The sequence below is a fragment of the Acidovorax sp. FG48 genome (assembly GCF_057809085.1).
Window position 1 is genome coordinate 49,683 of sequence record NZ_JBMDJH010000011.1, and the last position, 25,017, is coordinate 74,699.

Here is a 25,017-nt window from a genome sequence, read left to right on the forward strand (position 1 = left end):
AAAAGGGTCAGGGCGCATCGATCAGTGCATCAAACGACGGGCATTCCTGCGTGATCTTGCACCGCAGTGCGTCAATGGCCGCAGCATGCGCCAAAAACGTGTCCACGATCACCGGGTCAAACGCGCGCCCACGCTCGGCTGCCAGCATCTCCAGCGCCACCGGCACGGTGAAGGCGGGGCGATACACCCGGTCCATCGTCAGTGCGTCAAAAAAGTCCACCACGGCCGTGATGCGGCCCGACAGCGGAATGGCATCGCCCGCCAGGCCTGCAGGGTAGCCCTGGCCGTCGTAGCGTTCGTGGTGCGTGAGCGCCACCTCGGCCGCCATGCGAAAGACGGGAATCTGCGAACGCCCGAGGATCTCGGCACCCATGGCGGCATGGCAGTTCATGGTCTGGCGCTCTTCCGGGGTGAGCTTGCCGGGCTTCTTGAGCACACTGTCCGGGGTGCCGATCTTGCCGATGTCATGCATGGGCGCCGCCTTGCGCAGCATGCGGGCGTAGCCCACCGTCTGCCCCAGCGCGAGGGCCAAGGCCTCGGCCAGATAGCCGATGCGCACGATGTGCACGCCGGTGTCATCGTCTTTGAGGTCTGCGGCGGCCGACAGGTGCAGCAGTGCCGCGTGGTGTGCGCGGGTGACCTCGCGCAGCGCTTCGTTGCGCTCCCGGTACATGCGGCCGAAGTCACGCACAAAACGCTCCATCTGCGCCGCTGCGGCCTCGTCAAAGCACCGCGTGTCTGGCGGCGCCTGGGGCGCAGGCTCCAGCACTGGGAGCGAAGTCACTGCGCTGCCTCCATGCGGTAGATGGTCTCCAGCACCTGCAGCGTGCTGAAGGGCTTCATCAGGTAGTCGTCGGCTCCTGCCGCGAAACCTGCCGCCCGGTCATCCGACTGCACCCGGGCCGTCAGCATGATCACCTTGGTGTGGCGCATGCCCGGGGCCGATTTGATGCGGCGGCACACATCCAGGCCGTTCAGGGTGCCCGGCATCATCACGTCGAGCAGCACGATGTCCGGCTGCAGCTCCTGGGCCAGCACCCAGCCCGCGTCGCCCGTGGCGGCTTCGTGGATCTCGAAGTCATCAAACTCCAGCGTCATCTTGAGCAGCTTGCGGATATCGATGTGGTCTTCGACGATGAGAATCTTTTTCATGGCGGGAACCCTTGTGGGGCAGAGGTCGGCTTGGAAATACAAAAAAGCACAGATCAGGGTGTTTTTTTGCCATTGATAGAATCATATCAATCATTTTTATCAAATACAAGACACGTGTTTGAAAAAATTAGGAGAAAATGCGCGATCTATGCAATCTGACCATTCCCTCGCGGAGCGCGCCATGGCCGACCACTACACAACGCTCGAAGTCGCCAAGATGCTGGGGATGGCCGTACGGTCCGTCCAGCTGATGGTGGACCGCAACGAGCTGGAGGCCTGGAAGACGCCGGGCGGACATCGCCGTATTTCCCGCGCATCGGTGGAACGCTGGATGACCGCCCACGGCGCCGGGGGCGCGGCCCCGGCACCCGCAGCCGGCACGCCGGTGACCAGCCGCCCCCCTCTGGCACCGCCCGTGGCCCCCGCCAAAGGGCGCGCGCCGCAGATCCTGCTGATTGAAGACTCGATCCATTTCCAGAATCTGGTCGGCCTCATCGTGCAGCAACACTTTCCGGGTGTGCAGTTGCAGGTGGCAAACGATGGCATCACCGGTCTGGCGCTGTATGGGCAGATACAACCCGAGGTGCTGATCGTGGACATCCTGCTGCCGGGCATTGACGGCGCCACCTTGATCACCACGCTGCGTTCGCACCCTCAGTTTGCGCGCAGCCACCTTATCGTGGTCACCTCGCTCGACGAGCAGCAACGCGAGCCCTACGCCTTCGCCCTGCAGGGCGTGAAGGTCATTCACAAACCCCGACTGGTGGCCGAGCTGCCGAGCGCACTGGCTGCGTGTATTCCACAGGCCCAGGTGCCCGCATGAGCACGCCCAAGGTCCTGCTGGTGGAAGACGACAGCTCCATCGCACGCTTTGTGCAGATGGCGCTGGAGGAGCTTCCCATTGAGCTGGTGACCTGTGCCAACGTGCCGGACGCCATGCAGACGCTGCATGCAGGCGGCGTAGAGCTGATCATCACGGACTTGATGCTGCCAGGCGAGTCCGGCATTGACCTGGTACAGCGGCTGCTGCAGGAACCGGTGCAGGGCCGCCGGATTCCAGTCGCGGTGTTCAGCGCAGGCCTGACCCCCCCCGTGCGCGAGCAACTGCAGGCCATGAAGGTGTGGCGCATGGTGTCCAAACCCGCGTCGGTGGCAGAGCTGGAGGCCTGCGTGACCGATGCGCTGGCGCTGGTGGCCGATCCCCCTGCCAACGCGCCAGCCGCAACCACCACGCCGGCCGATGAAGCGGCCGACGATGAGGCGCAGGCCATTGCCACCCACTTTGCGGGCGATGAGTTTCTGTTCAAGGCCTACCGCGCCAGCTGCCTGCAGCAGTTCCCGGCCGACGTACGGCAAGGCGACGCCGCCTGCACGGCGCAAGACTGGCCCGCGCTGCGGCGCCTGGCACACAGCCTCGCCACCGTGCTGCTCACCCTCGGCCACCCAGCCCAGAGCGTGCGCGCCCGACAGCTGGAAAACGCGGCCGCCCAGTCTGCCCCCGAGGCGTGCCTGGAACATTGGCGCCTGCTGCGGGCGTTTCTCCTGCAGCTCTGACCCGGCGCCAGTGGCGCTACGGGCCCACCGCGTGGCCTTGCAGCGGTCCGGCAGTGGGCGATCTTCCACCCAGCCACCCCCCACCTGAAAACACCCACCCCATCGGGGGACGGCACCACTTTTCTCCAAAATAACCATTCAGAGCAAAAAATAACCAATTGGTCTAATATGGAAACAATTGGTTTCAACCGCTCCCTGAGCGGTGTGAAACGCCCCTTTCACCCCTCACAGGCAGCTCTCCATGGACTCCACCGTTGTCTCCGAATACCGCCCTCACCTCGTCGCCGCCTCGTTCGCACTGGCGTTCATCGGTTCACTGATCGCGCTGATGGTCACGCGGCGCATCCGCTACCAGGATGGCTCGCTGAACCGCGCAGCCGCAGTCACGGCGGGTGTGGCCCTGGGTGGGATCGGCGTGTGGTCCATGCACTTTGTGGGCATGGTGGCGCTAAGGCTGGATGTAGCCAGCAGCTATGGCATTGTCGAAAGCGCGGTGTCCCTGGTGGCTGCCGTGGTCTGCACCTCGGCCGCACTCATCGTCGTGTCCAAGGCGCCTCGGGACCTGGGACGCATTCTGGGCGCAGGGTTGTTGTTGGGCCTGGGTGTGGCGGGCATGCACTACCTGGGCATGTACGGCATGAAGATTGGCGGCTACATCAACTGGGACCTGCGGACCGTGGCGCTTTCAGTGCTCATCGCGGTGGCAGCAGGCACAGCCGCCCTGTGGCTGGCCTTCAACACCCGCAGCATGGCCAGCCGCGCAGGGGCCGCCCTGCTTATGGCCGCTGCCGTGTGTGCCATGCACTACACCGGCATGGGTGCGGCCGAGTTCATCTGCACCACCCCCAACCGCTTTGCCACCGTGCAGGGCACCGGGCTGGTCAGTTCGCTGGGCCTGGGCCCAACTGTGGCCGCTTGCGCCTTTGCGATGGCTGTGCTGCTTTCTGTGGACCTGTACGTGCAGTGGATGCAGCGTTCCATCTGGCAGCAGCGGCGCCGCACCGCCTGAACCCACCAGATCAGCCAAAGCTCGCGCAAAAAACAAGGACCGAGGCAGGGTGGATTCGGCCCACTCTTCAATAAGATGGCGGCCATGATCACCCTGCACCACCTCGAAACCTCGCGCTCGCAGCGCATTCTCTGGCTGTTGGAAGAGCTGGGCGTGCCCTACGAGCTCAAGATCTACGCGCGCGACAAGGCCACGAAGCTGGCCCCACCGGCGCTCAAGGCCATTCACCCCCTGGGCAAGTCACCGGTCATCACGGATGGCGACGAAGTGATCGCCGAATCGGGTGCGATCATCGAGTACCTGGTGGAAACCTATGGCGAGCAAGCCCGGGGCGACCTGGCCCACCTGCAGCCCGCGCCACGCACCGCCGAACACCGCCAGTGCCGCTTCTGGATGCACTATGCCGAGGGCTCGCTGATGAACTGGCTGGTGATGAAGCTGGTGTTCAAGACCATCCCCACCCAGCCCATGCCGTTCTTTGTGAAGCCCATTGCGCGCGCCCTGTGCGGCACGGTGCAGCAAAAGCTCATCGACCCCAACGTGGACACGGCGCTGGCATTCATTGAAGAGCACCTGGGCACCCACCGCTGGTTTGCCGGGGAGCACCTGACCATGGCGGATTTTCAGATGAGCTTTGCGGTGGAGGCGCTGATGTCCCGCGCCAACGACGCAAGCCGCTGCCCGCACCTGCAGGCCTACCTGGAGCGCATGCATGCCCGCCCGGCCTACCAGCGCGGCATTGCCAAGGGCGGCCCGGTGGTGATCGAGGCCTGAACGTACGCGACCATCACCATGTCCCGCTACGCCATCCTGTTCGTGTGCATGGGCAACATCTGCCGCAGCCCCACAGCCCACGGTGTGTTTCGCCACAAGATCACCCACAGCGGCCTGGCGCACAGTGTGGTGGTGGACTCGGCGGGCACGCACAACTACCACCCCGGCGAGCCGCCCGACACCCGCACCCAGCGCCACGCGGCGCAGCGCGGCTATGACCTGTCGGACCTGCGGGCCCGGCAGATCACGGATGCGGACTTTGCGCGTTACGACCTGATCCTGGCCATGGACTGGGACAACCTCGCCCTGGCACAAGACCTGTGCCCACCCGCACACGCGCACAAGCTGCGGCGCATGACGGAGTTCTGCCTGCAGTTCGACAGCCCGGTGGTGCCCGACCCGTACTACGGCGGCAGCCAGGGGTTTGAGGAGGTGCTGGACCTGGTGGAAGACGCCTGCGAAGGGCTGCTCAGGCACGTGCAGCGGCAGCTGCAAGACCAGCTGCAGGCGCAGGTGCCACCGGTGCAGCACTGACCACCGGGACGGCCCGAGCTACCGCACGCCGCACACCAGGGCGCCCGGGTCGTTGTGAGCCAGCTCCCGGTCGTTCTTGGCCTGGGCCACTTCCATGTCACGCGGCAGGGTCACGCCGTTCTTCACGGCCAAAATTTCGGCCATCACACTCACCGCAATTTCGGGCGGTGTCTTGCTGCCGATGTAGATGCCAATGGGCCCGCGCAGGCGCTGCAGGCTGGCTTCGGTCTGGTCAAAGTGCTCGATCATGCGGGCCCGCCGCGCCTCGTTGTTGCGGCGCGAGCCAATGCCGCCCACGTAGAACGCCTCGGTGTTCAGCGCCTCCAGCAGCGCCAGGTCGTCCAGCTTGGGGTCGTGCGTGAGGGCCACCACGCAGGTGCGGCGGTCGGGCTTGAAGGCCAGCACCACATCGTCGGGCATGTCGCTCACCACCGTGGCGCCGGGCACGCTCCAGCTGCCCCGGTACTCCTCGCGCGGGTCGCACACCGTCACGGCAAAGCCGTTGAACAAGGCCATGGTGGCCAGGTATTCGGTGAGCTGCCCCGCACCGATGAGCAGCATGCGGTACTCGGGGCCGAAGGTGTTGGTGAGCTGCTGCGCATCCACCTTGAGATCCTCGGGGGCCTGGGTGGGCGCCAGGGTCACGGTGCCGTCAGACAAGCGCACGGTGCGCTGCACCAGGCGCCCGGCGGCCAACTGGGCAATGAGGTCCGCCAGCAGGGTGGGATCAGGGTCGTACTCCAGCAACAGTTCCAGCGTGCCGCCGCAGGGCAGGCCAAAACGGTGGGCCTCGTCGGCGCTGACGCCGTATTTGACGAACGATGGCGGGCCGCTGGGGATGCGGTGGTCGGTACCGTCTGCCGCCGCACCCGCCTGTGCATAGGCGCGGGTGTGGCGGTCGATCAAATCGTCTTCAATGCACCCGCCCGACACCGACCCCACCACCGCGCCGTCTTCGCACAGCGCCATGATCGAGCCCACCGGCCGGGGTGATGAGCCCCACGTGCGCACCACCGTGGCCAGCAGCGCGCGGCGCCCTGCGGCGCGCCAGCCCTGCAGCGTGCGCAGCACGACGACGTCCAAATTTTCCATGACTCACTTCCTTCCGCTGCCCCGAGCAATCAGCCCCGATTGAACCACCAGGCCAGCAATACGAGGGCCGCCACGCCAACACCCCACACCCACGCAGGGATACCGCCACCCTGGGTGGCGCTGCCCTCTTCCACGGTGCCAGGCTGGGTGATGGCATCGGCGCTGGCCGCTGCGTCTGCAGGGGGGGCTTCAGCGCGCGGAAAGCGGCGCTGCATCTCCTCGTCAAACCGCTTGAAGAAGTCTTCGGCCATGCTCTTGGCAGCGCCGTCGATGAGGCGCTGGCCCAGCTGCGCGATCTTGCCGCCCACCGAGGCGTGCACGGTGTAGTGCAGCTCGCAGCTGGCCTGCCCGGCAGCGTCGGCGGGCAGCGGCACCAGCTTGACCTGGGCGTTGCCCTTGCCAAAGCCTGCCACGCCGCCGGAGCCGTCAAAGGCGATGTTGTAGCTCTCGGGTGGCACGATGTCGGACAGCGTGATCTTGCCCGCAAATTTGGCCGACACAGGCCCGATCTTGAGCGCCATGGCCACCGAATACTGGTTCTCGCCCGTGGGCTCGACCTTGTCGCAACCGGGAATGCACAGCTTGAGCACCTCGGGGTCGTTGAGCGCCTCCCAGGCCTGTTGCTGGCTGACGGCAAGGGTTCGGCTGGCTTGCATTTCCATGGTGGGTCCTCTCGGTCTTTAATGTGTGTGGATGTTGTGGGAATTCAATCGGTCCGCTGCATGGCTGGACTCAGTGCGGCGTGGGGCACGACGCCGTCATTGCCGCAGCACGCTCGCCAGGCTGGCAGCCAGGTCCTTCAGATGGCTCAGGTTGTGCACGGCCACCATGCCGTGGGCCTGGCGGTGTAGGGCCGACGCACCGCGCGCCGTGGGGGCGTAGCCCTCGTAGCGCAGCAGGGGGTTGAGCCACAGCAGGCGACCGCAGTGGCGGCGCAACCAGGCCAGCTCGCGCTCCAGCACCTCGGGCGTTCCCGTGTCCAGCCCGTCGCTAATCAGCAGCACCAGCGTGCGCCGCCCCACCAGTCGCCGCGCGTGCTGCAGGCGCAACTGGCCCAGACTGTCGCCCATGCGGGTGCCGCCAGCAAAGTCGGTGATGGCATGGCTGGCAGTCTCCAGCATCGCATCGGTGTCGGCCAGGCGGAAGGCGGGCGTGAGGTCGGTCAAGCCGGTGCCAAACGCAAACACGTCCCGGCGCACGGCGGCGCCGGTGTGGCGCGGTGCGGTGGCCGCGTGCAAAAAGGCCAGCAGCAAACGCGCGTAGCGCTCCATAGAGCCCGACACATCCACCAGCACCAGCAGCGGCAGCGGTTGCTGGCGCCGCTGCAGCAAGGGGATGTGCAGCACCTCGCCCCCACTGCGCGCCGCATGGTGCATGGCGCCGGGCCAGTGCGGGCGGCTGCCGCGGGCGCCCGGCCGGGTGCGGCGGGCGGCGTAGTGCGGCAAGGGCAAGGGCACGTCGCGCGCCAGGCGCTCCACCAGGATGTATTCGCTGGCCGAGAGCTGGTTGAAGTCAGCCTGCCGCAGGCGCCGCAGGTCACTGGCCGTCATGGCGGCATCGAACTCGATCTTGTCTTCTTCGCGTGCAGGCGGCGCGTTGCGTGCAGCGCGTACCGGCGCCAGCGCCTCGCTCACACGCGGGCGGCGTTTGACGGGCTCGGCCTTGGACTCGGCGCTGGGCAGCATCTGTGCCAGCAGCTTCTGCGCGACGTTGGGGTTGCGAAAGTAGGCGTCAAACAGCTCGCGGAACACCATGCGGTCTTGCTCCCGGCTGACCAGCACGGCCTCCAGTGCAGCGCTGAAATCCTCGCGCTGCAGGCCCACAAGCATCACCGCCTGCTGGGCCAGCGCCATGCGGGCGGCATCCACGCGCACGCCCGCGCGGCGCAGCGTGCGGCCAAAGCCGCTCAGGTTGTCGGCCAGCTTGCCGGTGCGGGCATCACCGAGTTGAGAGAACATCGCGCCCTCGGCCATGGGACGGCTTTCATGCATCGGCATCGGCGGGTTGCAGCAACTGCACCGCCATGTCGCGGGTGAGCGCCGCGACATCCTCGCGCTGCTTGAACAGGATGCCTGCGGTGTCGGACACCACCTCGGGGTCCACCACGAGGGTGTCCAGCGCGACCAGCGCCTTGGCCCATTCCACGCTCTCGGCAATGCCCGGTGCGCGCTGGAAGGCGTTGGCAAATGGCTGGCTGCGCAGCCGGCCCACAAACTCTGCCACCTGCAGGGCCAGCGCCTCGCTCGCACCCGGCACCTGGGCGCGCACAATGGCCAGCTCACGCTCGCGCTCGGGGTAGTCCAGCCAGTGGTACAGGCAGCGGCGCTTGACGGCGTCGTGCAGATCGCGCGTGCGGTTGCTGGTGAGGATGGTGATCGGCGTGGCCGTTGCACGCACGGTGCCGATCTCGGGAATGCTCACCTGGTACTCGCCCAGGTACTCCAGCAAGAAGGCCTCGAACGGTTCGTCGGCGCGGTCCACCTCGTCGATCAGCAGCACGGCGCCCGGTGCTGGCGCCTGCAGCGCCTGCAACAAAGGGCGGCGGATGAGGTAACGGTCTTGGTACACCTCGCGCTCCACCTGCGCCATGTCGGCACCGCCCTGCCCTTCCGCAGCCCGCATGTGCAGCAACTGAGCGGCGTAGTTCCACTCGTACAGCGCCTCGCGCTGTTCCAGGCCGTCGTAGCACTGCAGGCGGATCAGGCTGCGCGACAGCACTTCTGAGAGGGCCTTGGCCAGCGCCGTCTTGCCCACGCCAGGCTCGCCCTCCAGCAGCAGAGGCCGCTGCAGCTGGAGCGCCAGAAACACCGCCGTGGCTAAACGACGGTCGGCAAAATAGCCCACGCTCTGCAGGGCCTGCACCAGGGCGTCGATGGAAGCCGGAACCGGCGCGGCGTTCAACGAGTTCATTGCTATCCAATTCATAGCTGCCAGCGCATATGGTTCTAGCGCCAGCGGCCCATTTCACTCAAAAACCCGCCACCGGGTGCCGTACCACGGTGGCGGGGTTGCCCTCACGTCATCCCAGCATCTGCTGCACAGCGCGCTGGGTTTGCACGCTGATGAGGTTGGCGCGGTAGGCAGCGCTGGCGTGGATGTCGGCGTTCAAATCGCTCGCATCGATCTTCACACTGGCCGCCGACTGCGGCGTGAAGCTCTGGTTGAGCGCCGCCTCCAACCCCGCATGGCGGAACACGCTGCTGGCCGCACCGGTGACGGCCACGCGCACACCGCTGTCGGTCTGCGCCACAAACACCCCCACCAGCGAAAAGCGCGATGCCGCCTGCTTGAACTTCATGTACGCGGCGCGCTTGGGGATGGGGAAGCGGATGGCGGTGATGATCTCGCCCTCCTCCAGCGCCGTGGTGTACATGCCCACGAAGAAGTCGTCGGCTTGGATCTCGCGGCGGTTGGTGATGACCGTGGCACCCAGGCCCAGTACCGCGCTGGGGTAGCAGGCAGCGGGGTCGTTGTTGGCCACGGAGCCGCCCAGCGTGCCACGTGCGCGCACCTGGCGGTCGCCGATGTGGGCAGCCAGGTCGGCCAGGGCCGGGATGGCCGACTTGACCTCGCTGCTGGCCGCCACGTCCATGTGGCGCGTCATCGCACCGATGACCAGCGCGTTGCCTTCACGGCGGATACCCGCCAGCTCGGCAATGCCGTTCAGGTCCACGATTTTTTCGGGGTTGGCCAGGCGCAGCCGCATGGACGGGAGCAGGCTTTGCCCGCCCGCAAGCAGCTTGCCGCCCTGGGCGATGAGCTGCGCGGCAGCGGCGGTGGAGGAAGGAGCCTCAAAGGTGAATGCGTACATGGTTGATCTCCTTATGCCTTGGCGGACTGAATGGCTTCCCACACGCGATGCGGCGACGCGGGCATGTCGAAGTCCTTCACGCCCAGAGGCCGCAGCGCGTCCAGCACAGCATTGATCACCGCCGGGGGCGAGCCGATGGCCCCAGCCTCGCCGCAGCCCTTGGTGCCCAGCGGGTTGTGGGTGCAGGGCGTGCACACATGGCCCAGCTTGAACTCGGGGAAGTCGTCAGCGCGCGGCATGGCGTAGTCCATGAAGCTGCCTGTGAGCAGCTGGCCGGTTTCGCGGTCGTACACGCAGTTTTCCAGCAGCGCCTGACCAATGCCCTGCACCAAGCCACCGTGGACCTGGCCTTCCACGATCATGGGGTTGATGATGGTGCCGAAGTCGTCCACGGCGGTGAACTTTTCCACGCGCGTCACGCCGGTCTGCGGGTCGATTTCCACCTCGCAGATGTAGGTGCCTGCGGGGAATGTGAAGTTGGTGGGGTCGTAGAACGCGGTTTCGTTCAGGCCGGGTTCCAGCTTGTCCAGCGGGTAGTTGTGCGGCACATAGGCCGTGAGTGCCACCTGACCGAACGGGATCTTCTTGTCGGTGCCCCGCACGGTGAATTCGCCGCCGCTGAAGTCGATGTCGGCGTCGCTGGCCTCCATCAAATGCGCAGCAATCTTCTTGGCCTTGGCCTCGATCTTGTCCAGCGCCTTCATGATGGCCGCCCCGCCCACGCTGATGGAACGCGAACCATAGGTGCCCATGCCGAACGGCACACGGCCCGTGTCGCCGTGCACGATGTCCACGTTCTCCACCGGAATGCCCAGGCGCGCGGCCACCACCTGAGCAAAGGTGGTCTCATGCCCTTGGCCGTGGCTGTGCGAGCCGGTGAACACCGTCACGCTGCCGGTGGGGTGCACGCGGACCTCGCCGCATTCAAAAAGGCCTGCGCGTGCGCCCAAAGCACCTGCGATGTTGGACGGCGCAATGCCGCAGGCTTCGATGTAGCTGCTGTAGCCAATGCCGCGCTTGAGACCCTTGGCCTCGCTGGCGGCCTTGCGCGCGGCAAAGCCCGCCACGTCTGCCAGCTGCTGCGCCTGCGTCATGCACGCGTGGTAGTCCCCCACGTCGTACTGCAGTGCCACCGGCGTCTGGTAGGGCCAGCTGGTGATGAAGTTGCGCTTGCGGATCTCGTCCTGGCCCAGGCCCATCTCCCAGCCGCAACGCGTCACCAGACGCTCCAGCAGGTAGGTCGCCTCGGGCCGGCCCGCGCCCCGGTAGGCATCCACTGGGGCGGTGTTGGTGAACCACGAATCCACCTCCACATACACCTGCGGTGTGGTGTACTGGCCTGCGAGCAGCGTGGCGTACAGGATGGTGGGCACGGCGCTGGCAAAGGTGCTCAGATACGCGCCCAGGTTGGCATGGGTGTGTACCCGCATGGCCAGGAACTTGCCGTCCTTGTCCATCGCCATTTCGGCATGGCTCACGTGGTCGCGGCCATGCGCGTCGGAGAGGAACGCCTCGCTGCGGTCGGCCACCCACTTGATGTTGCGGTTGAGCTTCTTGGCGGCCCAGGTCAGGCACACGTCCTCGGCGTACAGATAGATCTTGGAGCCGAAGCCACCGCCCACGTCGGGCGCAATCACGCGCACCTTGTGCTCGGGCAGGCCCATCACAAACGCCGTCATCAGCAGGCGCTCGACGTGCGGGTTCTGGTTGCTGACATACAGCGTGTATTCGTCGCTCGCGCGGTTGTAGCTGCCGATGGCCGCACGCGGTTCCATGGCGTTGGGGATCAGGCGGTTGTTGATCAGGTCGAGCTTGGTGACGTGCGCCGCGTTGGCAAATGCGGCATCCACGGCGCCCTTGTCGCCGATGGCCCACTTGAAGCAGTGGTTGTCGGGCGCAATGTCGTGCAGCGCAGCACCTGCCACGGCACCCGATGCGGCGTCGGCCACATTCACCACGGCGGGCAGCACGTCGTAGTCCACCTCCACCAGCTCCGCCGCATCGCGCGCCTGCTGCTGGGTCAGCGCCACCACCATGGCCACGTGGTCGCCTACGTAGCGCACCTTGCCCTGGGCCAGGATGGGGTGCGGCGGCTCCTTCATGGGTTCGCCGTTGGTGCTGGTGATGAGCCAGCCGCAGGGCAGGCCGTTGATGTTGTCGGCGGCCACATCGGCGCCGGTGAACACGCCCAGCACGCCGGGCGCGGCCTTGGCGGCGTCGATGTTGATGCTGTTGATCTTGGCGTGGGCGTGCGGCGAGCGCACGAATACCGCATGGCTCTGCGCAGCCAGCACCACGTCGTCGGTGTACTGGCCTGCACCGGTCAGGAAGCGGTAGTCTTCCTTGCGCTTGAGCGATTCGCCGATGTGCGGCAGCTTGGAAAAGTCGGATGCACCCATGGTCTTGTCTCCTTGGATTGTTCTGGCGTGGGAACGGCGGGCGCGCTCAGGCGCCGGCCATGGCCTTCTGGCCGACCTGCACTGCGCGCACGATATTCTGGTAGCCGGTGCAGCGGCAGATGTTGCCTTCGAGCAGCTCGCGGATCTCGCCTTCGTTGGCGTTGGGGTGGTTCTTGCACAGGTCCACCGCACTCATCACCATGCCGGGCGTGCAGAAGCCGCACTGCAGGCCATGGCACTCCTTGAACGCCGCCTGCATGGGGTGCATGGTGCCGTCTGCAGTCGCCATGCCTTCGATGGTCGTCACCTCGGCACCCTGCGCCTGCACCGCCAGCATGGCGCAGGATTTGACGGCCCGGCCGTTCACATGCACCGTACACGCCCCGCACTGGCTGGTGTCGCAACCCACATGGGTGCCGGTGAGCATCAGGTGCTCTCGCAGCGCATGGACAAGCAGGGTATTGGGAGGGACGTCAACACTGGCGGCGCGCCCGTTGACCGTGAACTGGACTTGCATCTGGCTGTCTCCTGGAGTGGTTCTGGCTGGATAGGAGCGCGCTCACGACCTCGCGGAGGGGATCAGGATCACGCTCATCGCTCGCGCATCTTCTGCCGCGCCCCAACGACCATCCCTAGGGACAACCCTAGATTTCCAGGGCCCCTGGCTGGATATTCTCAAAATGAAACATGCTGCAGTGCACACCGGCGCATCATGCGGTCCTTCAGGAGCCCATTCACATGCTGATCTCCGCGCCCCACCCCGCTGCTGACCGCCACGCGCTGATTGCGCAGGCGCGCCAGAGCTTGCTGTCCGACGGTGCAGCGCCCGTGCGCGCCGAGGTGGAGCCGTGGATTGCGCGGTCCTGGCAACGCTGCCTGGCGAGGGGCCTGGAGCCCACGCGGCGCGTGGCGTTTGACGCCGTCAGCGCCACGGCGCTGCGCCACAGCCAGGAGCAGAACCACCACCTGCTGCGCGCGGCCCGGCCGGTGCTGGAGCAGCTGACCCGGGCCATTGCGGGCATGCGCTACTTCGCCATGCTGACCGATGCACGCGGCATCGTGGTCGATGTGCAGGGCCATTGCGACCGGAGCGACCCGCGCGCCAGCGCCATCGGCCGTGTGGGCATTGACCTGTCCGAAGCCGCCGTGGGCACCACCGCCATCGGCGCCGCGCTGGAAGAGCTGCAGCCTGTGTGGCTGCACCGGGGCGAGCATTTTTTTGACGACAACGCCAGCTACAGCTGCGCCGGGGCCCCGCTGTTCGACCCCCAGGGCCGCTGCATGGGCATGCTGGACCTGACGGGTGTGGATGTGCCCGAGCGGCCCGAGCTGCGCCACTTGGTGGCCCGGTCGGCCCGCGCCATGGAAGACGCATTGCTGCTGCAGCTGCCCCACGCCCTGCTGCTGCGCCTGAACTGGCCGGGCTGCCCGCTGGGCGGCGAAGGCGACGGCTTGCTGACACTGGACGCCGACGGCTGCGTGGTGGGCGCCAACAGCATGGCCCGCCAGCTGGTGCCCCAACCCCTGCGCGCGCCCGGCCTGCCCGGCACCCGCACCCACTGCAGCGACCTGCTGGCCATGCCCTGGACCATGCTGTTCGACGCGGCCCGCCAGCAGCGCAGAGAGCCGCTGGATTTGCCGCTGTGGTCGGGCCTGCGGCTGCACGCCCTGGCGCAGCTGCCTGCGCACGCCCGCACCGTGGGCGACACCCACACAGCAGCGGTGCCAGGCATTGCATCGGCGCCCGCCCCGCTGCGCGAGGCCGAGGTCGCAATGATCCGCCGCGCCGTGCAGGAGGCGCGCGGCAACGTGGCCGAGGCGGCGCGTGCGCTGGGCATCAGCCGCGCCACGGTGTACCGCAAGCTAGGCGCCCCCAAAGGCGGGTGACGGGCCTGCGCTGCGGCCCACACCGCCCTGCAAGCGTCCGGCGACGTCATTTCAAGCTTTTTGGGCCGAAAGCGCTAGTGCAACATGCCCGAGAAGCTATCAAATAGATAGCAATTCAATCACCCCATCAACCGAGGCGCCTCGGCTAGCTCAGGCACGCGGCCGGCGCAGGCCCACCACGGGCTGCGCGCTGCGCCGCTGCTGGCGCTCCAGCGCTCCGTCAGCGGCGGCTTTCAGCAGCCGCTGGAAGGACGGGCACTGGGCATGGCTCTCGGCAGGGCAGGCGGCCGCATGCCGCAGGCCGTTGCTCATGGCCTTGAGGCGCTTGACCATGGCGTCGAGCTCGTCGGCCTTGCTTGACAGCAGCTGCCGGTCAATGTTGGGCTCGCCACTGGGCAAGAACATGGACCGGATGTCGTCCAGCGAGAACCCGGCCGACTGCCCCAGCGCAATCAGCGCCAGCTGGTCCATCACGCCGGGCGCAAACCGGCGGCGCTCACCCGGTTGCCCTACCGACTGGATCAGCCCCTTCTCCTCGTAATACCGCAGCGTGGACGCCCGCAGACCGGAGCGTTTGGCGACTTCGGCAATGTCCATGAAAAAACCTCTTGACCTCAAGTTGACTTGAACTTCTATATTCCGTTCAAAACCTTCTTCCGTCAACTTTTCGAGGTGTTTTCATGACTCTCTCACTGCAAGACATTCCCCTCGCCATGCTCCTGGGCATCGGCGCCACCGCCGTCATGGATGTGTGGCTGTTGCTGCTAAAAAGGCTGGGCGTGCCCACGCTCAACTTCGCTTTCATCGGCCGCTGGGTGGGCCACCTGTTGCGCGGGCAGGTGGCCCACGCGGCCATCGCCAAGGCGGCTCCGGTGCGCGGCGAGCTGGCCTGGGGCTGGCTCACGCATTACGCCGTGGGCGTGGCCTTTGCCGGGGTACTGCTGTCTTTGCAGGGCGCCGCCTGGGTCCACAGCCCCACCCTGCTGCCCGCGCTGGCCGTGGGCATAGGCACCGTGGCGGCGCCCCTCTTGGTCATGCAGCCCGCCATGGACTCGGGCTTTGCGGCATCGCGCACGCCCACCCCGCTCAAGAACTGCCTGCGCAGCCTCGCCAACCACACCGTGTTTGGCCTGGGCCTGTATCTCTCCGCGCTGGTCATCGCATTGATTTCACGCTGACCTGTACCGCGCCTTCTCCCCCCCCCCCGAAATCACACTCAAGGAAACCACACCATGCAACACATTGCCATCGTTTATCACAGCGCCCACGGCCACACCGCGCACATTGCCCACCACGTGCTGGACGGCGCCCGCGCCGTGCCGGGCGTCCTCGCTGAACTGGTCCGGGCCGAAGACCTTGCGCAGGCGCCCGACCGCCTGCTGCGCTACGACGGCATCATCCTGGGCTCGCCCACCTACCTGGGCGGGGTCTCGGGGCCGTTCAAGACCTTCATGGATTCCACAGGTCGCCTTTGGAAGACGCATCAGCTCAAGAACAAGCTGGCGGCGGGCTTTACCGTGTCGTCACTGCCAGCGGGCGACAAACAGTCCACGCTGATGTCGATGTGGGTGTTTGCCATGCAGCACGGCATGGTGTGGGTGGGCAACCCCATCCTGCCCGAGCAGCACACCGGGGTGCCGTACGACGAAGCGGCCAACCGCCTCGGCTCCTGGTCGGGCCTGATGGCGCAGGCGGGCCATGGGGCGGCCGCCGATGCGTTTGTGCCCGGCGACACCAAAACCGCCCGCATGTTCGGCCAGCACTTTGCCGAGACGCTGCAGCGCCTGGGCGGTGTTGGCGGTGCAGCCGCACGCCAGACTGGCGAAGAGGTGGCGGCATGATTCCCGCCCGCTATGGCCCGGTGCTGTTCAGCCTGATCTTGTCGGGCGTGATGTCGCTGCTGGTGTCGGGCATCTCCACCTTTCGCGCACTGCAGCCGCAGCAGGACTTTGTGAGCCTCTGGGCGGGCGCGTGGCTGACTGGGTGGCTGTTTGCCTTTCCGGCGGTGATGCTGGCAGCGCCAATGGCGCGCAAGGCGGTGGCGCTGCTCACCACCGCAAAGGGCTGAGCACCTGCGAGCGGCTGACAAAACTCAGCGAAGCGGCCCTGGCTAGCCGTTTCGCCGCAGGCAATACAAGCAGTACGACAAGGCGAAACAACGACGCCAGGGGAGTTTTGTCAGTCGCTCACGCCCGCTCGTACCAGCCCTTGCTTCGGTTGACGAGGTGCACCACCAGCAGCATCACCGGCACCTCGATCAACACGCCCACCACGGTGGCCAGCGCGGCACCCGAGTGAAAGCCGAACAGGCTGATGGCGGCGGCCACCGCTAGCTCGAAAAAGTTGGAAGCACCGATCAGTGCCGATGGACAGGCCACGCTGTGCTTCTCCCCCACCGCGCGGTTGAGCCAGTAGGCCAGCCCCGCGTTGAAGAACACCTGGATCAGGATGGGCACGGCCAGCAGCGCAATCACCAGCGGCTGCTGCAGGATGGCCTGGCCCTGGAACGCAAACAGCAGCACCAGCGTGGCCAGCAATGCGGCGATGGACCAGGGCCCCATGCGCGCCATGACGGCATCGAACACCGCCTGCCCCTGGGCCAGCAACGACCGGCGCAGCCACTGGGCCAGCACCACCGGGATCACGATGTAGAGCACCACCGAAGTCAGCAAGGTGTCCCACGGCACGGTGATGGCCGAGATGCCCAGCAAGAACGCCACCAGCGGCGCAAACGCGACCACCATGATGCTGTCGTTCAGTGCCACCTGCGACAGCGTGAACAGCGGGTCGCCGCCGGTGAGGCGGCTCCACACGAACACCATGGCCGTGCAGGGCGCGGCCGCCAGCAGGATGAGGCCTGCGATGTAGCTGTCCAGCTGATCGGCAGGCAGGTAAGGCGCAAACCAGTGGCGGATGAACAGCCAGCCCAGCAGCGCCATCGAAAACGGCTTGACCAGCCAGTTCACCACCAGCGTCACGCCAATGCCCCGGGCATGCTTGCGCACTTCGCCCAAGGCACCGAAGTCCACCTTCACCAGCATGGGGATCACCATCACCCAGATCAGCAGGCCCACGGGCAGGTTGACCTTGGCGATCTCCATGCGGCCGACGGCCTGGAACATCGACGGCAAGAACTGCCCGAGCGCAATGCCCACCACGATGCACAGCAACACCCACACCGTGAGGTAGCGCTCAAACACGCTCATGGGGGCCGGCACGCGCGCGTCGGCCGGTTCGCACCGCGCCGTCATGGCGTGGCAGCGGCACGCGACAGTTCGCGTGCGGTGTGCTGCAGCAGGGTCTTTTCGAGCTTGTCGGCGGGCAGGTTGATGAGCAGCTCCAGCCGCTGGTGGATAGCGTGCAAGGTCTTGCGGAAAGCCTCGCGCTTTTCATCGTCCGAGCCCTCCCCTGCGGACGGGTCGGCGTAACCCCAGTGGGCCGTGGCCGGGTGGCCGGGCCAGATGGGGCAGACCTCGCCCGCCGCGTTGTCGCAGACGGTGATGATGAGATCCATCACCGGCGCGCCCGGGGCGGCAAACTCGTCCCAGCTTTTGCTGCGCAGGCCTGCGGTCGAGATACCTGCGGCTCGCAGCACCTCCAGGCCCAGAGGGTTCGGCTGCTGGTTGTCGCGCGGGCTGCTGCCCGCCGAATACGCGTGGAACCGGCCCGGCGCCATGTCGTTGAGCAACGCCTCGGCCAGGATGCTGCGGGCCGAGTTGTGGGTGCAGAGAAAGAGAACGTTCAAGGCGGTCATGCGGCGCGCTCAGCAGCAGCTGGTTTTGGTGGTTGTGGCCGTGGCAGGGGCGCAGCACGCCGCCCGAGGCGCCGCTGGCGCAGGGGCTGCCGCCGAAGGCGTGCAGCAGGCACCCGCTGCGGAAGACAGCGCGGCTTCGTTGAAGACCGGGATGTCCCCCAGGGTGTGAAAGTGCTCCCACGCAATGCCCTGCGGGTCGGTCACCCAGTGCTTTTCGCTGCGGGCATAGCAGCAGGTGGTGCTGCCCTCGTCGAGCAAGGCCATGTCGGCGGCCTCGGCACGGGCCTTGAGTTCGGCCAGCTCCGCAGCGTCGTCGGTCTGCAGGCCAAAGTGGTCCAGGCCTGGCGTGGTGCCCCGCGTGGAGATGGCGAAGTTGACGCGCGGGTCCTCCAGCATCCACTTGGCGTAGTCAGCCTCCACCCGCGTGGGCGCCGCAGCAAACAGCTTGGAATAGAAAGCGATGCTCTGGGCCAGGTCATCGACATGCACATGGGCGTGGAAGCGTTTCATGGGGTTCTCCTCGGGGGGGTGGACAGAGACGGTCAGCAACGGTTAGCAATGGCAGGACGCGGCCGCGTCGGCAGGCGCGCAGCCCTGGCCTTCGCAGCAGTTTTCGGTGAGGTAGGCCAGCAGTGCGTTCATGGTGTCGAACGCGGCGCGGTAGATCAGGTTGCGGCCCTGTCGCTCCTGGCTGATGAGCCCGGCATGCGACAGCTCCTTGAGGTGAAAAGACAGGGTGTTGGGCGCCACCTCCAGCTGGGCGGCCAGATCGCTGGGCGTCAACCCTGCAGGGCCCGCCACCACTAGCGCACGGAAGACCCGCAGGCGGACCTCCTGGGCCAGGGCTGCGAGGGCACGGACAACATCGATTTCTTGCATGGATCAATAATACAACGATTATTGAATTATTGGAAAATGGCATCCAAAAATTGCGGGAAACCCACGCCCTTCCTCCTTCCTAGATGGCCGCCTGGCGCCCCAGTGCACGCACCCGCCACAGGCTGTTACGCGTGGGCCCCGTCCCACGGTCGTATGATGACCCGCATACAAAAATGGGCGGGAGCACGTGGACGATATGGTTTCAATCTGGCAGGGCGCCATGCAGGTGTTTGTGGTGGGGTTTCCGCCACTGCTGCAGAGCCTGCTGTTCTGGGTGTTTGCAGCACTGGTCGTGCACGTGTGCCAGCAGTTGGTGGAGCACACCGCGTATTCGGTGGACCCGTCCAGCCGCCGCATCAGCGCATCCCACGCATCGCTGTGCATTGGCTCCATTGTGTGGGCGCTGGATGTGGTCGGCCTGTTCCTGTACAACGAGCTGTCGCACCACGTGCTGGAGCTGGTCCCCGCGCTCAGCGGCCTGGTCATCATGGTGGTGAGTGCGCGGCTCACCATCCCCACCCTCAGCACCGGCGCCAGCAAACGCCGCATTGCACTGGCCAGCCTGTGGCTGGCGGTGGGCACGCTGGCCGGGCACTTCACCATCACCAGCAGCCATGTGCAGAGTTTCGGGCAGATCAACCTGCTGGCCACTGTGCTGTCGCTGGGCATTGCCACCGGCATTTCGTGCTACTGCGCCATCCGCCATCGCGCCGCCAAGCTCAGTGTGCTCACCCCCCGCTACCGCGCCCAGAACTGGTTAGACAAGCTGCTGTGCGGCGGCGCGATCCTGGTGCTGCACTGGCTGTTGGTCAACACCTTTCCCATGCACCAGGGCAACCACGATGCGGCGTCAGATGGCGCCGCCTTGCTCGTTGTGATGCTGGTGTTTGCGCTGGCGGTGGCCATGGAACATCTGAGCAACCTGCGCTCGGACGCGGGGCGCCAGCAGCTGCTGCGGCGCGGGTTGTCGATGATGCGCACCTCGGCGCTGGCCCACAACGCCCACAGCGACATTCAGCAGTCGCTGATTGCCGACCACCTGGACCGGCTGCTGCACCCCGACAACCTGGCCCTGCATTTCCAGCCCATCATCCACACCCAGCGCAGCGGGGTGCAGCTGGAGGCACTGCTGCGGCTGACCGACACCACCCTGGGCCGCATCAACCCCGAAACCTTCTTGCTGGTGTGCGAGCTGCAGGGCAAGACGGCGGAGGTGGACCGCATGATTGTGTGCAATGCGCTCGACCATCTGTGCAACTGGCGGGCGCAGGGGCTGGATGCAGTGGCCATCAGCGTCAATGTGGCACCGGTCACACTGATGCACGAGAGCTTTGCGCCCTGGCTGGGCCTGCAGCTGGCGCAGCGCGGCCTGCCCCCGCGCACCCTGAAGCTCGAAATGACCGAGCATGCCGTCATTGCGCTGGGCCCCCAGATGGTGGCGGCCATCAGCGCGCTGAGCGCCCTGGGCGTGGCCGTGCTGATGGACGACTTTGGCGCCGGTTATTCGTCGCTGGGCTTGCTGGCGGAGCTCCCCATTGCGGGCATCAAGTGCGACCGCCTGTTCGTGCGCCAATTGCCGCAAGACCGCCGACGCCAGAAGCTGCTGCGGCACATCTGCGCGCTGGCGCGGGACCTGGGCCTGTCGGTGGTGGTCGAGGGGGTAGAGACGCCGGAGGAGCTGCGGGCCCTGGCCGCCGCCGGGCTGCACCACATCCAGGGCTACCTGTTCAGCCGCCCCATTGCAGCGCCTGACGTACCCACCTGGCACCGCACGCAACTGCAGTCGCAGCGTGCCGCCCTCCAGGCCTTGCTGCACACGCCGGGCAGTGGCAGGGGCAGCGATGCCTCCTTTGTGCCCACGCAGCCCAGCATGCATTGGGCCTCGGGCGCATGACCCCCATGGCTGCGATGAAAACCCTGATCCTGGGCGGCTACGGCAACTTTGGGGCGCGCATCTGCCGCGCGCTGGTGAGCGATGAGGCCACCCGCCAACACATGGCCCTGCTGGTGGCGGGCCGGGACGCATTGCAAGCGAAGGCCCTGGCGGACGCGCTGGGCCACGGCGCCCAGGGCGTGGCGCTGGACCACCAGGCGCCCGGCCTGGTCGCCACCTTGCGCGAATGGGGTGTGGGTCTGGTCATCCATACGGCGGGCCCTTTTCAGGCACAGGCCTACAACGTGGCCCAGGCGGCGGCCGAGGCGGGCGCGCACTACATCGACCTGGCCGACGGCCGCCGGTTTGTGTGCGACTTTCCCGCCGCCATGCAGGCTGCATTCGCTGCCGCCGGGCGCACGGCCGTTGCTGGCGCCAGCACGGTGCCAGCGCTGTCCTCGGCTGTTATCGACCACCTGTGCGCGGGCTGGCAGCGCATTGACAGCATCGACATCTGCATTGCCCCTGCGCAACGGGCGCCCCGGGGCCAGGCCACGCTGGCGGCGGTGCTGAGCTACTGCGGCCTGCCTATTGATGTGTGGGATGGTGGCCGGTGGCAGCCGCACAGCGGCTGGGCGCGGCCCAGCCCCGTCCAGTTCCAGCGGCTGCGCCCTCGCCTGGGGGCGGTCTGCGACATCCCGGACCTGGAGATCTTTCCCGCCCACTACCGGGCGCGCGACCGCGTCACCTTCCGCGCGGCCCTGGAGGTTGGCCTGGCGCAGAGAGCCTTTGCCACCCTGGCAACGCTGCGCCGCTGGGGCGTACTGCCCCACCCCGAGAAGCTGGCCTGGCTGATGCACCACGCGGGCGGCGCGCTGGACTTTCTGGGCACGCCGCTGGGCGGCATGGTGGTGCGTGTGGCGGGTGCCGACGCACAAGGCCAGCCCCGGCGCCGCGCATGGCACATTGCGGCCGATAACGACCACGGCCCCGAAATCCCCTGCATGGCCGCCATCCTGCTGGCCCGCCAGCTGGCAGCCGGGCAGCCGCTACCCACCGGGGCACACACCAGCACCAGCCTTCTGCCCCTGGAGGCCTTTGCCCCTGAGTTTGCGAAGTGGGGCATGGTGACCGATGTGGTGGAGGAATGAGCCGATGGCCCACCGGAAATTGACCTTCCCCATGCCAGCGCGGGCCGACGTTGTGTTCGATGCCTTTCACTACCACGAGTGGCGGTGCCAATGGGATTCGCTGGTGCGCCGCACCAGCGTGGAAAGCGGTGCGCCCTGCCCCAGTGTGGGCGCCACCACCGAGAACCTGGGCGCCGGTGCATTGCGGGCGCTGTCCATGCGCACGCAGTTCGTCAGCTATGACCGCCCTGTGGTTGCGGCTGCGGCCATGGTGGGCCAGTCGTTTCCCTTCACCCAGTGGGCCGCCTCCATGCGCCACCAGGCGCAGGGCCCCCACCAGTCCCTGCTGATCTACACCTACACCTTTCAAGTCGGCCCGGCAGCCTTGCGGACGGTGATGGAGCCTGTGGTGGACTGGGTCTTTGTCCACAAGACGCGCCAGCGGTTCCAGCGCCTGGCGCAGTTCCTGGCGGTCCGTGCTGCCGACATTGCAGACTGGCAACAGACGCAGGGTGTCGCGAAAGCCGCAGCACAGAAGGTCACCCCATGAACCGCGCGTCGGCTCAGCTGCTGCGCGCCAGCCTCGTGGTCGTCTGGCTGGCCACCGCCGTGGTCAGCGTGTGGGAGCTGCACGGCCAAAGCCGCGAGTTGCTGGCAGGGCTGCCCACAGCCTGGGCCGGGGGCCACGCCCCATGGCTGCCCACCGCCATCATCCTGGCCGGGGCGGCGGCCGATGCGGTGCTGGGGCTGTGGCTGGCGCTCCGCCCGGGCCGCAAAGCGTATGGCGCTGCTTTGCTGATGATGCTGATCATGACACTGCTGGCCACGGCCATACACCCCGCCTGGTGGCTGCACCCCTTCGGGCCGCTGACCAAAAACCTGCCCATTGCCGCCATCCTGTGGGTGCTGCTGCAAGACGAGGCCACTTCTCCGCAAAAGCCATGAGCCTGTATCTCACCCTCAAATGGCTACACATCATCTCCAGCGTGCTGCTGGTGGGCACCGGGCTGGGCTCGGCGTTCTACATGTTCTTTACCAACCGCAGCGGCAATGTGCAGGCGCAGGCGGTGGTCACACGCCTGGTGGTGCGGGCGGACTGGTGGTTCACCACGCCCACGGTGTTCATCCAGCCCGCCACGGGGCTGGCCATGGCTGCCATGGCGGGCCTGCCCTGGAGCACGCCGTGGCTCGCCATCTCCATCGCGCTGTACCTGGTGGCCGGTGCCTGCTGGCTGCCCGTGGTGTGGCTGCAGCTGCGCATGCGCGACATGGCGATAGAGGCGGCAGAGGCGGCGCAGTCCGCACAGGGTGACGGCGTGCTGCCCCCGCTGTACTGGCGCTACGCCCGCTGGTGGGAGGCCCTGGGCTACCCGGCCTTTGTGGCCATGGTCGTGGTGTTCTACCTGATGGTGAACAAACCCGCCCTGACCTTCTGAACCTATGATCGCCCCATGCTGATCGAGACCCTGGACACCGCCCGCGACCTGGGGCGCCTGAAGGAAATCCTGGGCGTGATGGTGCGCCACGGGTTTGGCGACACCGTGCGCCGCCTGGGCCTGACCGACCGCCTGGAGCGCGCGGGCCAGGCGCTGAACTGGACCCACGCTGCCGACCTGGCCCGCGTGGAGCCGCCGGTGCAGGTGCGGCTGGCGCTCGAAGAGCTGGGCCCCGCGTTCGTCAAGTTTGGCCAGATCCTCGCGGGACGGGCCGACCTGTTTGGCCCGGAATGGATTGCCGAGTTCGAGAAGCTGCACAGCAATGTGCCCGCTTTGCCCATCGACGCCTTGCGCCCGCAACTGCGCGAAGACCTGGGTGCCGAGCCCGAAGCCGTGTTTGCCTGGTTCGACACCACGCCGCTGGCCGCCGCATCGATTGCGCAAGTGCACCGCGCCCGTCTGCAGGATGGCAGCGAGGTCATTGTCAAGATCCGCCGTCCCGGCATTGCGGACACCATCCAGGCCGACCTGCGCCTGCTGCAGCGCCTGGCCGCGCTGGCCGAGGCCGAGCTGCCCGCACTCAAGCCCTACCGGCCCCAGCAGCTGGTGCGCGAGTTCGCCCGCTCGCTCCGCCGCGAGCTGGACCTGGCGGGCGAATGCCGCCAGGCCGAGCGGATTGCCACCAACATGGCCGTGCTGCCCCACATCGTGATCCCGCGCGTGCACTGGGCCTACACCCGCGAACGCATCAATGTGCAGGACTTCATCGACGGCACGCCCGGCGGCGCCCTGGCCGCACTGACGCCCGAGGCCGGCTTTGACCGCACGGTGCTGGCGCAGCGCGGCGCGCAGGCGGTGCTGCAGATGATCGTAAAGGACGGCGTCTTCCACGCCGACCCGCACCCGGGCAATGTGTTTTACCTGTCCGGCAACCGCATTGCCTTCATTGACTTTGGCATGGTGGGCCGCCTGTCGCAGCGCCGGCGCGACGAGTTGCTGCAGCTGCTGCTGGGCCTAGTGGAGCACCAGCCCCAGGCCGTGGCCGATGTGCTGCTGGACTGGACGGGCGACGCGCAGGGCCTGAACCTGGGCCAGCTCGAAACCGAGATCGAGGCCTTTGTGGACCAGTACCACGGCGTTCCCCTGGCGCAGCTGAGCCTGGGGCAGATGCTGGCCGATGTGACGGCCATCCTGCGTGAACACCACCTGGGGCTGCCGTCCGACCTCGCACTGCTGATCAAGGCTTTCATCTCGCTTGAAGGCATGGGTCGCAACCTCGACCCGGACTTTCACATGGCGACCGAAGCCCTGCCCTTGCTCAAGCAGGTGGTGCGCGCGCGCTACGAGCCCAAGGTGCTGGCCGGGCGCGCCTGGAGCACCTTGCGGCGCGCGTTGGCCACTGTGGAGCAGTTGCCGGACGACATCGGGCGGCTGCTGCGCAACGCGCGGCGCGGGCACCTGCAGGTGGGCATCGAGCTGGCGCACCTCAAGCGTGTGGGCGACCAGATCGACCGGTCAGCCAACCGTTTGGCAATGGCGCTGGTGATTGCGGCGCTGATCATCGGCTCGTCCATCGTGATGACCGTGAAAGGCGGGCCCACGCTGTTCGGTCTGCCCGCGTTTGGCTTCCTGGGGTTCTGCGGCGCGGTGGTGTGTGGCCTGTGGCTCGTGCGCGCCATCTGGCGCAGCAGCCATCACCGTGATGACGACTGAGCGCGGCAGACAGCAGTTCT

General features: G+C 66.9%; 29 protein-coding genes. 15 read left to right on the forward strand and 14 right to left on the reverse strand.

All coding sequences use genetic code 11. The features are described from left to right. Window positions 1-7: 7 nt before the first annotated feature. Complete coding sequence (locus ACODSU_RS16120; RefSeq protein WP_083871677.1) at window positions 8-703, reverse strand: HD-GYP domain-containing protein; 696 nt, start codon at window positions 701-703, stop codon at window positions 8-10. 77 nt (window positions 704-780) lie between these two features. Further along, on the reverse strand, window positions 781-1,152 hold the full coding sequence (locus ACODSU_RS16125) for a response regulator transcription factor (protein ID WP_015015228.1): 372 nt from the start codon (window positions 1,150-1,152) through the stop codon (window positions 781-783). A gap of 148 nt (window positions 1,153-1,300) precedes the next feature. Between ACODSU_RS16125 and ACODSU_RS16130 the strand changes: the two genes are divergently transcribed. From ACODSU_RS16130 to ACODSU_RS16150, 5 genes are all read left to right on the forward strand, one after another. After that, window positions 1,301-1,975 carry an excisionase family DNA-binding protein gene (locus ACODSU_RS16130; RefSeq protein WP_060985686.1) on the forward strand — a complete coding sequence of 225 codons (675 nt, stop codon included), beginning with the start codon at window positions 1,301-1,303 and terminating at the stop codon, window positions 1,973-1,975. After that, window positions 1,972-2,706, forward strand: coding sequence for an Hpt domain-containing response regulator (locus ACODSU_RS16135; protein WP_488843152.1), 735 nt, complete (start codon window positions 1,972-1,974; stop codon window positions 2,704-2,706). Before ACODSU_RS16130 ends, ACODSU_RS16135 begins: the two co-directional genes overlap by 4 nt. Before the next feature lie 241 nt (window positions 2,707-2,947). Beyond that, window positions 2,948-3,715, forward strand: a complete 768-nt coding sequence (locus ACODSU_RS16140; RefSeq protein WP_488843154.1) for an MHYT domain-containing protein — start codon at window positions 2,948-2,950, stop codon at window positions 3,713-3,715. A gap of 84 nt (window positions 3,716-3,799) precedes the next feature. Beyond that, window positions 3,800-4,489: a glutathione S-transferase family protein gene (locus ACODSU_RS16145; RefSeq protein WP_192419965.1), complete on the forward strand. Its 690-nt coding sequence runs from the start codon at window positions 3,800-3,802 to the stop codon at window positions 4,487-4,489. An 18-nt stretch (window positions 4,490-4,507) separates the two neighbouring features. Next, the gene (locus tag ACODSU_RS16150; RefSeq protein WP_295939603.1) at window positions 4,508-5,023 is read left to right on the forward strand and encodes a low molecular weight protein-tyrosine-phosphatase; all 516 of its coding nucleotides are present in this window, start codon (window positions 4,508-4,510) and stop codon (window positions 5,021-5,023) included. 18 nt (window positions 5,024-5,041) lie between these two features. On the opposite strand, the gene ACODSU_RS16155 is transcribed toward ACODSU_RS16150, so the two are convergent. From ACODSU_RS16155 to ACODSU_RS16185, 7 genes are all read right to left on the reverse strand, one after another. Continuing rightward, window positions 5,042-6,115, reverse strand: coding sequence for an XdhC family protein (locus ACODSU_RS16155; protein ID WP_015015234.1), 1,074 nt, complete (start codon window positions 6,113-6,115; stop codon window positions 5,042-5,044). 29 nt (window positions 6,116-6,144) lie between these two features. Beyond that, a complete protein-coding gene (locus ACODSU_RS16160; protein WP_488843157.1) occupies window positions 6,145-6,777 on the reverse strand; it encodes an SRPBCC family protein in 633 nt (210 codons plus the stop codon). Between the two features lie 96 nt (window positions 6,778-6,873). Continuing rightward, window positions 6,874-8,088, reverse strand: a complete 1,215-nt coding sequence (locus ACODSU_RS16165; protein WP_488843355.1) for a vWA domain-containing protein — start codon at window positions 8,086-8,088, stop codon at window positions 6,874-6,876. Window positions 8,089-8,098: 10 nt separating this feature from the next. Continuing rightward, entirely contained in the window at window positions 8,099-9,025 is a 927-nt protein-coding gene (locus ACODSU_RS16170) for an AAA family ATPase (RefSeq protein ID WP_343736024.1), read from the reverse strand. A 109-nt stretch (window positions 9,026-9,134) separates the two neighbouring features. Next, window positions 9,135-9,926 (reverse strand): FAD binding domain-containing protein, encoded by a 792-nt coding sequence (locus ACODSU_RS16175; protein WP_295939593.1) that lies wholly within the window; start codon window positions 9,924-9,926, stop codon window positions 9,135-9,137. A gap of 11 nt (window positions 9,927-9,937) precedes the next feature. Beyond that, window positions 9,938-12,325 (reverse strand): xanthine dehydrogenase family protein molybdopterin-binding subunit, encoded by a 2,388-nt coding sequence (locus tag ACODSU_RS16180; RefSeq protein WP_488843159.1) that lies wholly within the window; start codon window positions 12,323-12,325, stop codon window positions 9,938-9,940. 46 nt (window positions 12,326-12,371) lie between these two features. Then, complete coding sequence (locus ACODSU_RS16185) at window positions 12,372-12,842, reverse strand: (2Fe-2S)-binding protein (RefSeq protein ID WP_488843161.1); 471 nt, start codon at window positions 12,840-12,842, stop codon at window positions 12,372-12,374. A 221-nt stretch (window positions 12,843-13,063) separates the two neighbouring features. Here ACODSU_RS16185 and ACODSU_RS16190 point away from each other — a divergent pair, with 221 nt between their 5' ends. Further along, window positions 13,064-14,212 carry a helix-turn-helix domain-containing protein gene (locus ACODSU_RS16190; protein ID WP_488843163.1) on the forward strand — a complete coding sequence of 383 codons (1,149 nt, stop codon included), beginning with the start codon at window positions 13,064-13,066 and terminating at the stop codon, window positions 14,210-14,212. A gap of 150 nt (window positions 14,213-14,362) precedes the next feature. On the opposite strand, the gene ACODSU_RS16195 is transcribed toward ACODSU_RS16190, so the two are convergent. Then, window positions 14,363-14,809 carry a helix-turn-helix domain-containing protein gene (locus ACODSU_RS16195; protein ID WP_488843165.1) on the reverse strand — a complete coding sequence of 149 codons (447 nt, stop codon included), beginning with the start codon at window positions 14,807-14,809 and terminating at the stop codon, window positions 14,363-14,365. Between the two features lie 116 nt (window positions 14,810-14,925). Between ACODSU_RS16195 and ACODSU_RS16200 the strand changes: the two genes are divergently transcribed. From ACODSU_RS16200 to ACODSU_RS16210, 3 genes are read left to right on the forward strand one after another with little or no spacing between them, the layout of a single operon-like run. Further along, window positions 14,926-15,390, forward strand: coding sequence for a DUF2938 domain-containing protein (locus ACODSU_RS16200; protein ID WP_488843357.1), 465 nt, complete (start codon window positions 14,926-14,928; stop codon window positions 15,388-15,390). 54 nt (window positions 15,391-15,444) lie between these two features. Then, window positions 15,445-16,053, forward strand: a complete 609-nt coding sequence (locus ACODSU_RS16205) for a flavodoxin family protein (protein ID WP_488843167.1) — start codon at window positions 15,445-15,447, stop codon at window positions 16,051-16,053. Next, window positions 16,050-16,280, forward strand: a complete 231-nt coding sequence (locus tag ACODSU_RS16210; protein ID WP_488843169.1) for a DUF2798 domain-containing protein — start codon at window positions 16,050-16,052, stop codon at window positions 16,278-16,280. Before ACODSU_RS16205 ends, ACODSU_RS16210 begins: the two co-directional genes overlap by 4 nt. Before the next feature lie 118 nt (window positions 16,281-16,398). On the opposite strand, the gene arsB is transcribed toward ACODSU_RS16210, so the two are convergent. Genes arsB through ACODSU_RS16230 form a run of 4 tightly spaced genes read right to left on the reverse strand, consistent with a single transcriptional unit; the run spans window position 16,399 to window position 18,845 of the window. Further along, window positions 16,399-17,463 (reverse strand): ACR3 family arsenite efflux transporter, encoded by a 1,065-nt coding sequence (gene arsB / locus ACODSU_RS16215; RefSeq protein WP_488843171.1) that lies wholly within the window; start codon window positions 17,461-17,463, stop codon window positions 16,399-16,401. Next, complete coding sequence (locus ACODSU_RS16220; RefSeq protein WP_488843173.1) at window positions 17,460-17,966, reverse strand: arsenate reductase ArsC; 507 nt, start codon at window positions 17,964-17,966, stop codon at window positions 17,460-17,462. The genes arsB and ACODSU_RS16220 overlap by 4 nt, the downstream gene beginning before the upstream one ends. Before the next feature lie 9 nt (window positions 17,967-17,975). Then, the gene (locus tag ACODSU_RS16225; protein ID WP_488843175.1) at window positions 17,976-18,476 is read right to left on the reverse strand and encodes an ArsI/CadI family heavy metal resistance metalloenzyme; all 501 of its coding nucleotides are present in this window, start codon (window positions 18,474-18,476) and stop codon (window positions 17,976-17,978) included. Between the two features lie 42 nt (window positions 18,477-18,518). Then, window positions 18,519-18,845, reverse strand: a complete 327-nt coding sequence (locus ACODSU_RS16230; protein WP_488843177.1) for an ArsR/SmtB family transcription factor — start codon at window positions 18,843-18,845, stop codon at window positions 18,519-18,521. A 196-nt stretch (window positions 18,846-19,041) separates the two neighbouring features. Here ACODSU_RS16230 and ACODSU_RS16235 point away from each other — a divergent pair, with 196 nt between their 5' ends. From ACODSU_RS16235 to ACODSU_RS16260, 6 genes are read left to right on the forward strand one after another with little or no spacing between them, the layout of a single operon-like run. Then, window positions 19,042-20,739, forward strand: a complete 1,698-nt coding sequence (locus tag ACODSU_RS16235) for an EAL domain-containing protein (protein WP_488843179.1) — start codon at window positions 19,042-19,044, stop codon at window positions 20,737-20,739. A 5-nt stretch (window positions 20,740-20,744) separates the two neighbouring features. Then, window positions 20,745-21,869, forward strand: a complete 1,125-nt coding sequence (locus tag ACODSU_RS16240; protein ID WP_488843181.1) for a saccharopine dehydrogenase NADP-binding domain-containing protein — start codon at window positions 20,745-20,747, stop codon at window positions 21,867-21,869. Between the two features lie 4 nt (window positions 21,870-21,873). Then, complete coding sequence (locus ACODSU_RS16245; RefSeq protein ID WP_488843183.1) at window positions 21,874-22,398, forward strand: SRPBCC family protein; 525 nt, start codon at window positions 21,874-21,876, stop codon at window positions 22,396-22,398. Next, window positions 22,395-22,793, forward strand: coding sequence for a DoxX-like family protein (locus ACODSU_RS16250; RefSeq protein ID WP_488843185.1), 399 nt, complete (start codon window positions 22,395-22,397; stop codon window positions 22,791-22,793). Before ACODSU_RS16245 ends, ACODSU_RS16250 begins: the two co-directional genes overlap by 4 nt. Further along, window positions 22,790-23,284 (forward strand): DUF2269 family protein, encoded by a 495-nt coding sequence (locus ACODSU_RS16255; RefSeq protein WP_488843187.1) that lies wholly within the window; start codon window positions 22,790-22,792, stop codon window positions 23,282-23,284. Before ACODSU_RS16250 ends, ACODSU_RS16255 begins: the two co-directional genes overlap by 4 nt. A 15-nt stretch (window positions 23,285-23,299) precedes the next feature. Continuing rightward, window positions 23,300-24,997 (forward strand): ABC1 kinase family protein, encoded by a 1,698-nt coding sequence (locus ACODSU_RS16260; protein ID WP_488843189.1) that lies wholly within the window; start codon window positions 23,300-23,302, stop codon window positions 24,995-24,997. Window positions 24,998-25,017 lie beyond the last annotated feature (20 nt).

Bases quoted from the DNA above. Each gene is read 5' to 3' on its own strand.
- ACODSU_RS16220 (WP_488843173.1), bottom strand. From the start codon at position 17,966: ATGACCGCCTTGAACGTTCTCTTTCTCTGCACCCACAACTCGGCCCGC.
- ACODSU_RS16165 (WP_488843355.1), bottom strand. From the start codon at position 8,088: ATGGCCGAGGGCGCGATGTTCTCTCAACTCGGTGATGCCCGCACCGGC.
- ACODSU_RS16205 (WP_488843167.1), top strand. From the start codon at position 15,445: ATGCAACACATTGCCATCGTTTATCACAGCGCCCACGGCCACACCGCG.
- ACODSU_RS16185 (WP_488843161.1), bottom strand. From the start codon at position 12,842: ATGCAAGTCCAGTTCACGGTCAACGGGCGCGCCGCCAGTGTTGACGTC.
- ACODSU_RS16225 (WP_488843175.1), bottom strand. From the start codon at position 18,476: ATGAAACGCTTCCACGCCCATGTGCATGTCGATGACCTGGCCCAGAGC.
- ACODSU_RS16190 (WP_488843163.1), top strand. From the start codon at position 13,064: ATGCTGATCTCCGCGCCCCACCCCGCTGCTGACCGCCACGCGCTGATT.
- ACODSU_RS16130 (WP_060985686.1), top strand. From the start codon at position 1,301: ATGCAATCTGACCATTCCCTCGCGGAGCGCGCCATGGCCGACCACTAC.
- arsB (WP_488843171.1), bottom strand. From the start codon at position 17,463: ATGACGGCGCGGTGCGAACCGGCCGACGCGCGCGTGCCGGCCCCCATG.
- ACODSU_RS16135 (WP_488843152.1), top strand. From the start codon at position 1,972: ATGAGCACGCCCAAGGTCCTGCTGGTGGAAGACGACAGCTCCATCGCA.
- ACODSU_RS16210 (WP_488843169.1), top strand. From the start codon at position 16,050: ATGATTCCCGCCCGCTATGGCCCGGTGCTGTTCAGCCTGATCTTGTCG.
- ACODSU_RS16230 (WP_488843177.1), bottom strand. From the start codon at position 18,845: ATGCAAGAAATCGATGTTGTCCGTGCCCTCGCAGCCCTGGCCCAGGAG.
- ACODSU_RS16250 (WP_488843185.1), top strand. From the start codon at position 22,395: ATGAACCGCGCGTCGGCTCAGCTGCTGCGCGCCAGCCTCGTGGTCGTC.
- ACODSU_RS16125 (WP_015015228.1), bottom strand. From the start codon at position 1,152: ATGAAAAAGATTCTCATCGTCGAAGACCACATCGATATCCGCAAGCTG.
- ACODSU_RS16170 (WP_343736024.1), bottom strand. From the start codon at position 9,025: ATGAACTCGTTGAACGCCGCGCCGGTTCCGGCTTCCATCGACGCCCTG.
- ACODSU_RS16200 (WP_488843357.1), top strand. From the start codon at position 14,926: ATGCTCCTGGGCATCGGCGCCACCGCCGTCATGGATGTGTGGCTGTTG.
- ACODSU_RS16235 (WP_488843179.1), top strand. From the start codon at position 19,042: ATGGTTTCAATCTGGCAGGGCGCCATGCAGGTGTTTGTGGTGGGGTTT.
- ACODSU_RS16150 (WP_295939603.1), top strand. From the start codon at position 4,508: ATGTCCCGCTACGCCATCCTGTTCGTGTGCATGGGCAACATCTGCCGC.
- ACODSU_RS16195 (WP_488843165.1), bottom strand. From the start codon at position 14,809: ATGGACATTGCCGAAGTCGCCAAACGCTCCGGTCTGCGGGCGTCCACG.
- ACODSU_RS16140 (WP_488843154.1), top strand. From the start codon at position 2,948: ATGGACTCCACCGTTGTCTCCGAATACCGCCCTCACCTCGTCGCCGCC.
- ACODSU_RS16180 (WP_488843159.1), bottom strand. From the start codon at position 12,325: ATGGGTGCATCCGACTTTTCCAAGCTGCCGCACATCGGCGAATCGCTC.
- ACODSU_RS16120 (WP_083871677.1), bottom strand. From the start codon at position 703: ATGGAGCGTTTTGTGCGTGACTTCGGCCGCATGTACCGGGAGCGCAAC.
- ACODSU_RS16175 (WP_295939593.1), bottom strand. From the start codon at position 9,926: ATGTACGCATTCACCTTTGAGGCTCCTTCCTCCACCGCCGCTGCCGCG.
- ACODSU_RS16255 (WP_488843187.1), top strand. From the start codon at position 22,790: ATGAGCCTGTATCTCACCCTCAAATGGCTACACATCATCTCCAGCGTG.
- ACODSU_RS16245 (WP_488843183.1), top strand. From the start codon at position 21,874: ATGGCCCACCGGAAATTGACCTTCCCCATGCCAGCGCGGGCCGACGTT.
- ACODSU_RS16155 (WP_015015234.1), bottom strand. From the start codon at position 6,115: ATGGAAAATTTGGACGTCGTCGTGCTGCGCACGCTGCAGGGCTGGCGC.
- ACODSU_RS16160 (WP_488843157.1), bottom strand. From the start codon at position 6,777: ATGGAAATGCAAGCCAGCCGAACCCTTGCCGTCAGCCAGCAACAGGCC.
- ACODSU_RS16260 (WP_488843189.1), top strand. From the start codon at position 23,300: ATGCTGATCGAGACCCTGGACACCGCCCGCGACCTGGGGCGCCTGAAG.
- ACODSU_RS16240 (WP_488843181.1), top strand. From the start codon at position 20,745: ATGGCTGCGATGAAAACCCTGATCCTGGGCGGCTACGGCAACTTTGGG.
- ACODSU_RS16145 (WP_192419965.1), top strand. From the start codon at position 3,800: ATGATCACCCTGCACCACCTCGAAACCTCGCGCTCGCAGCGCATTCTC.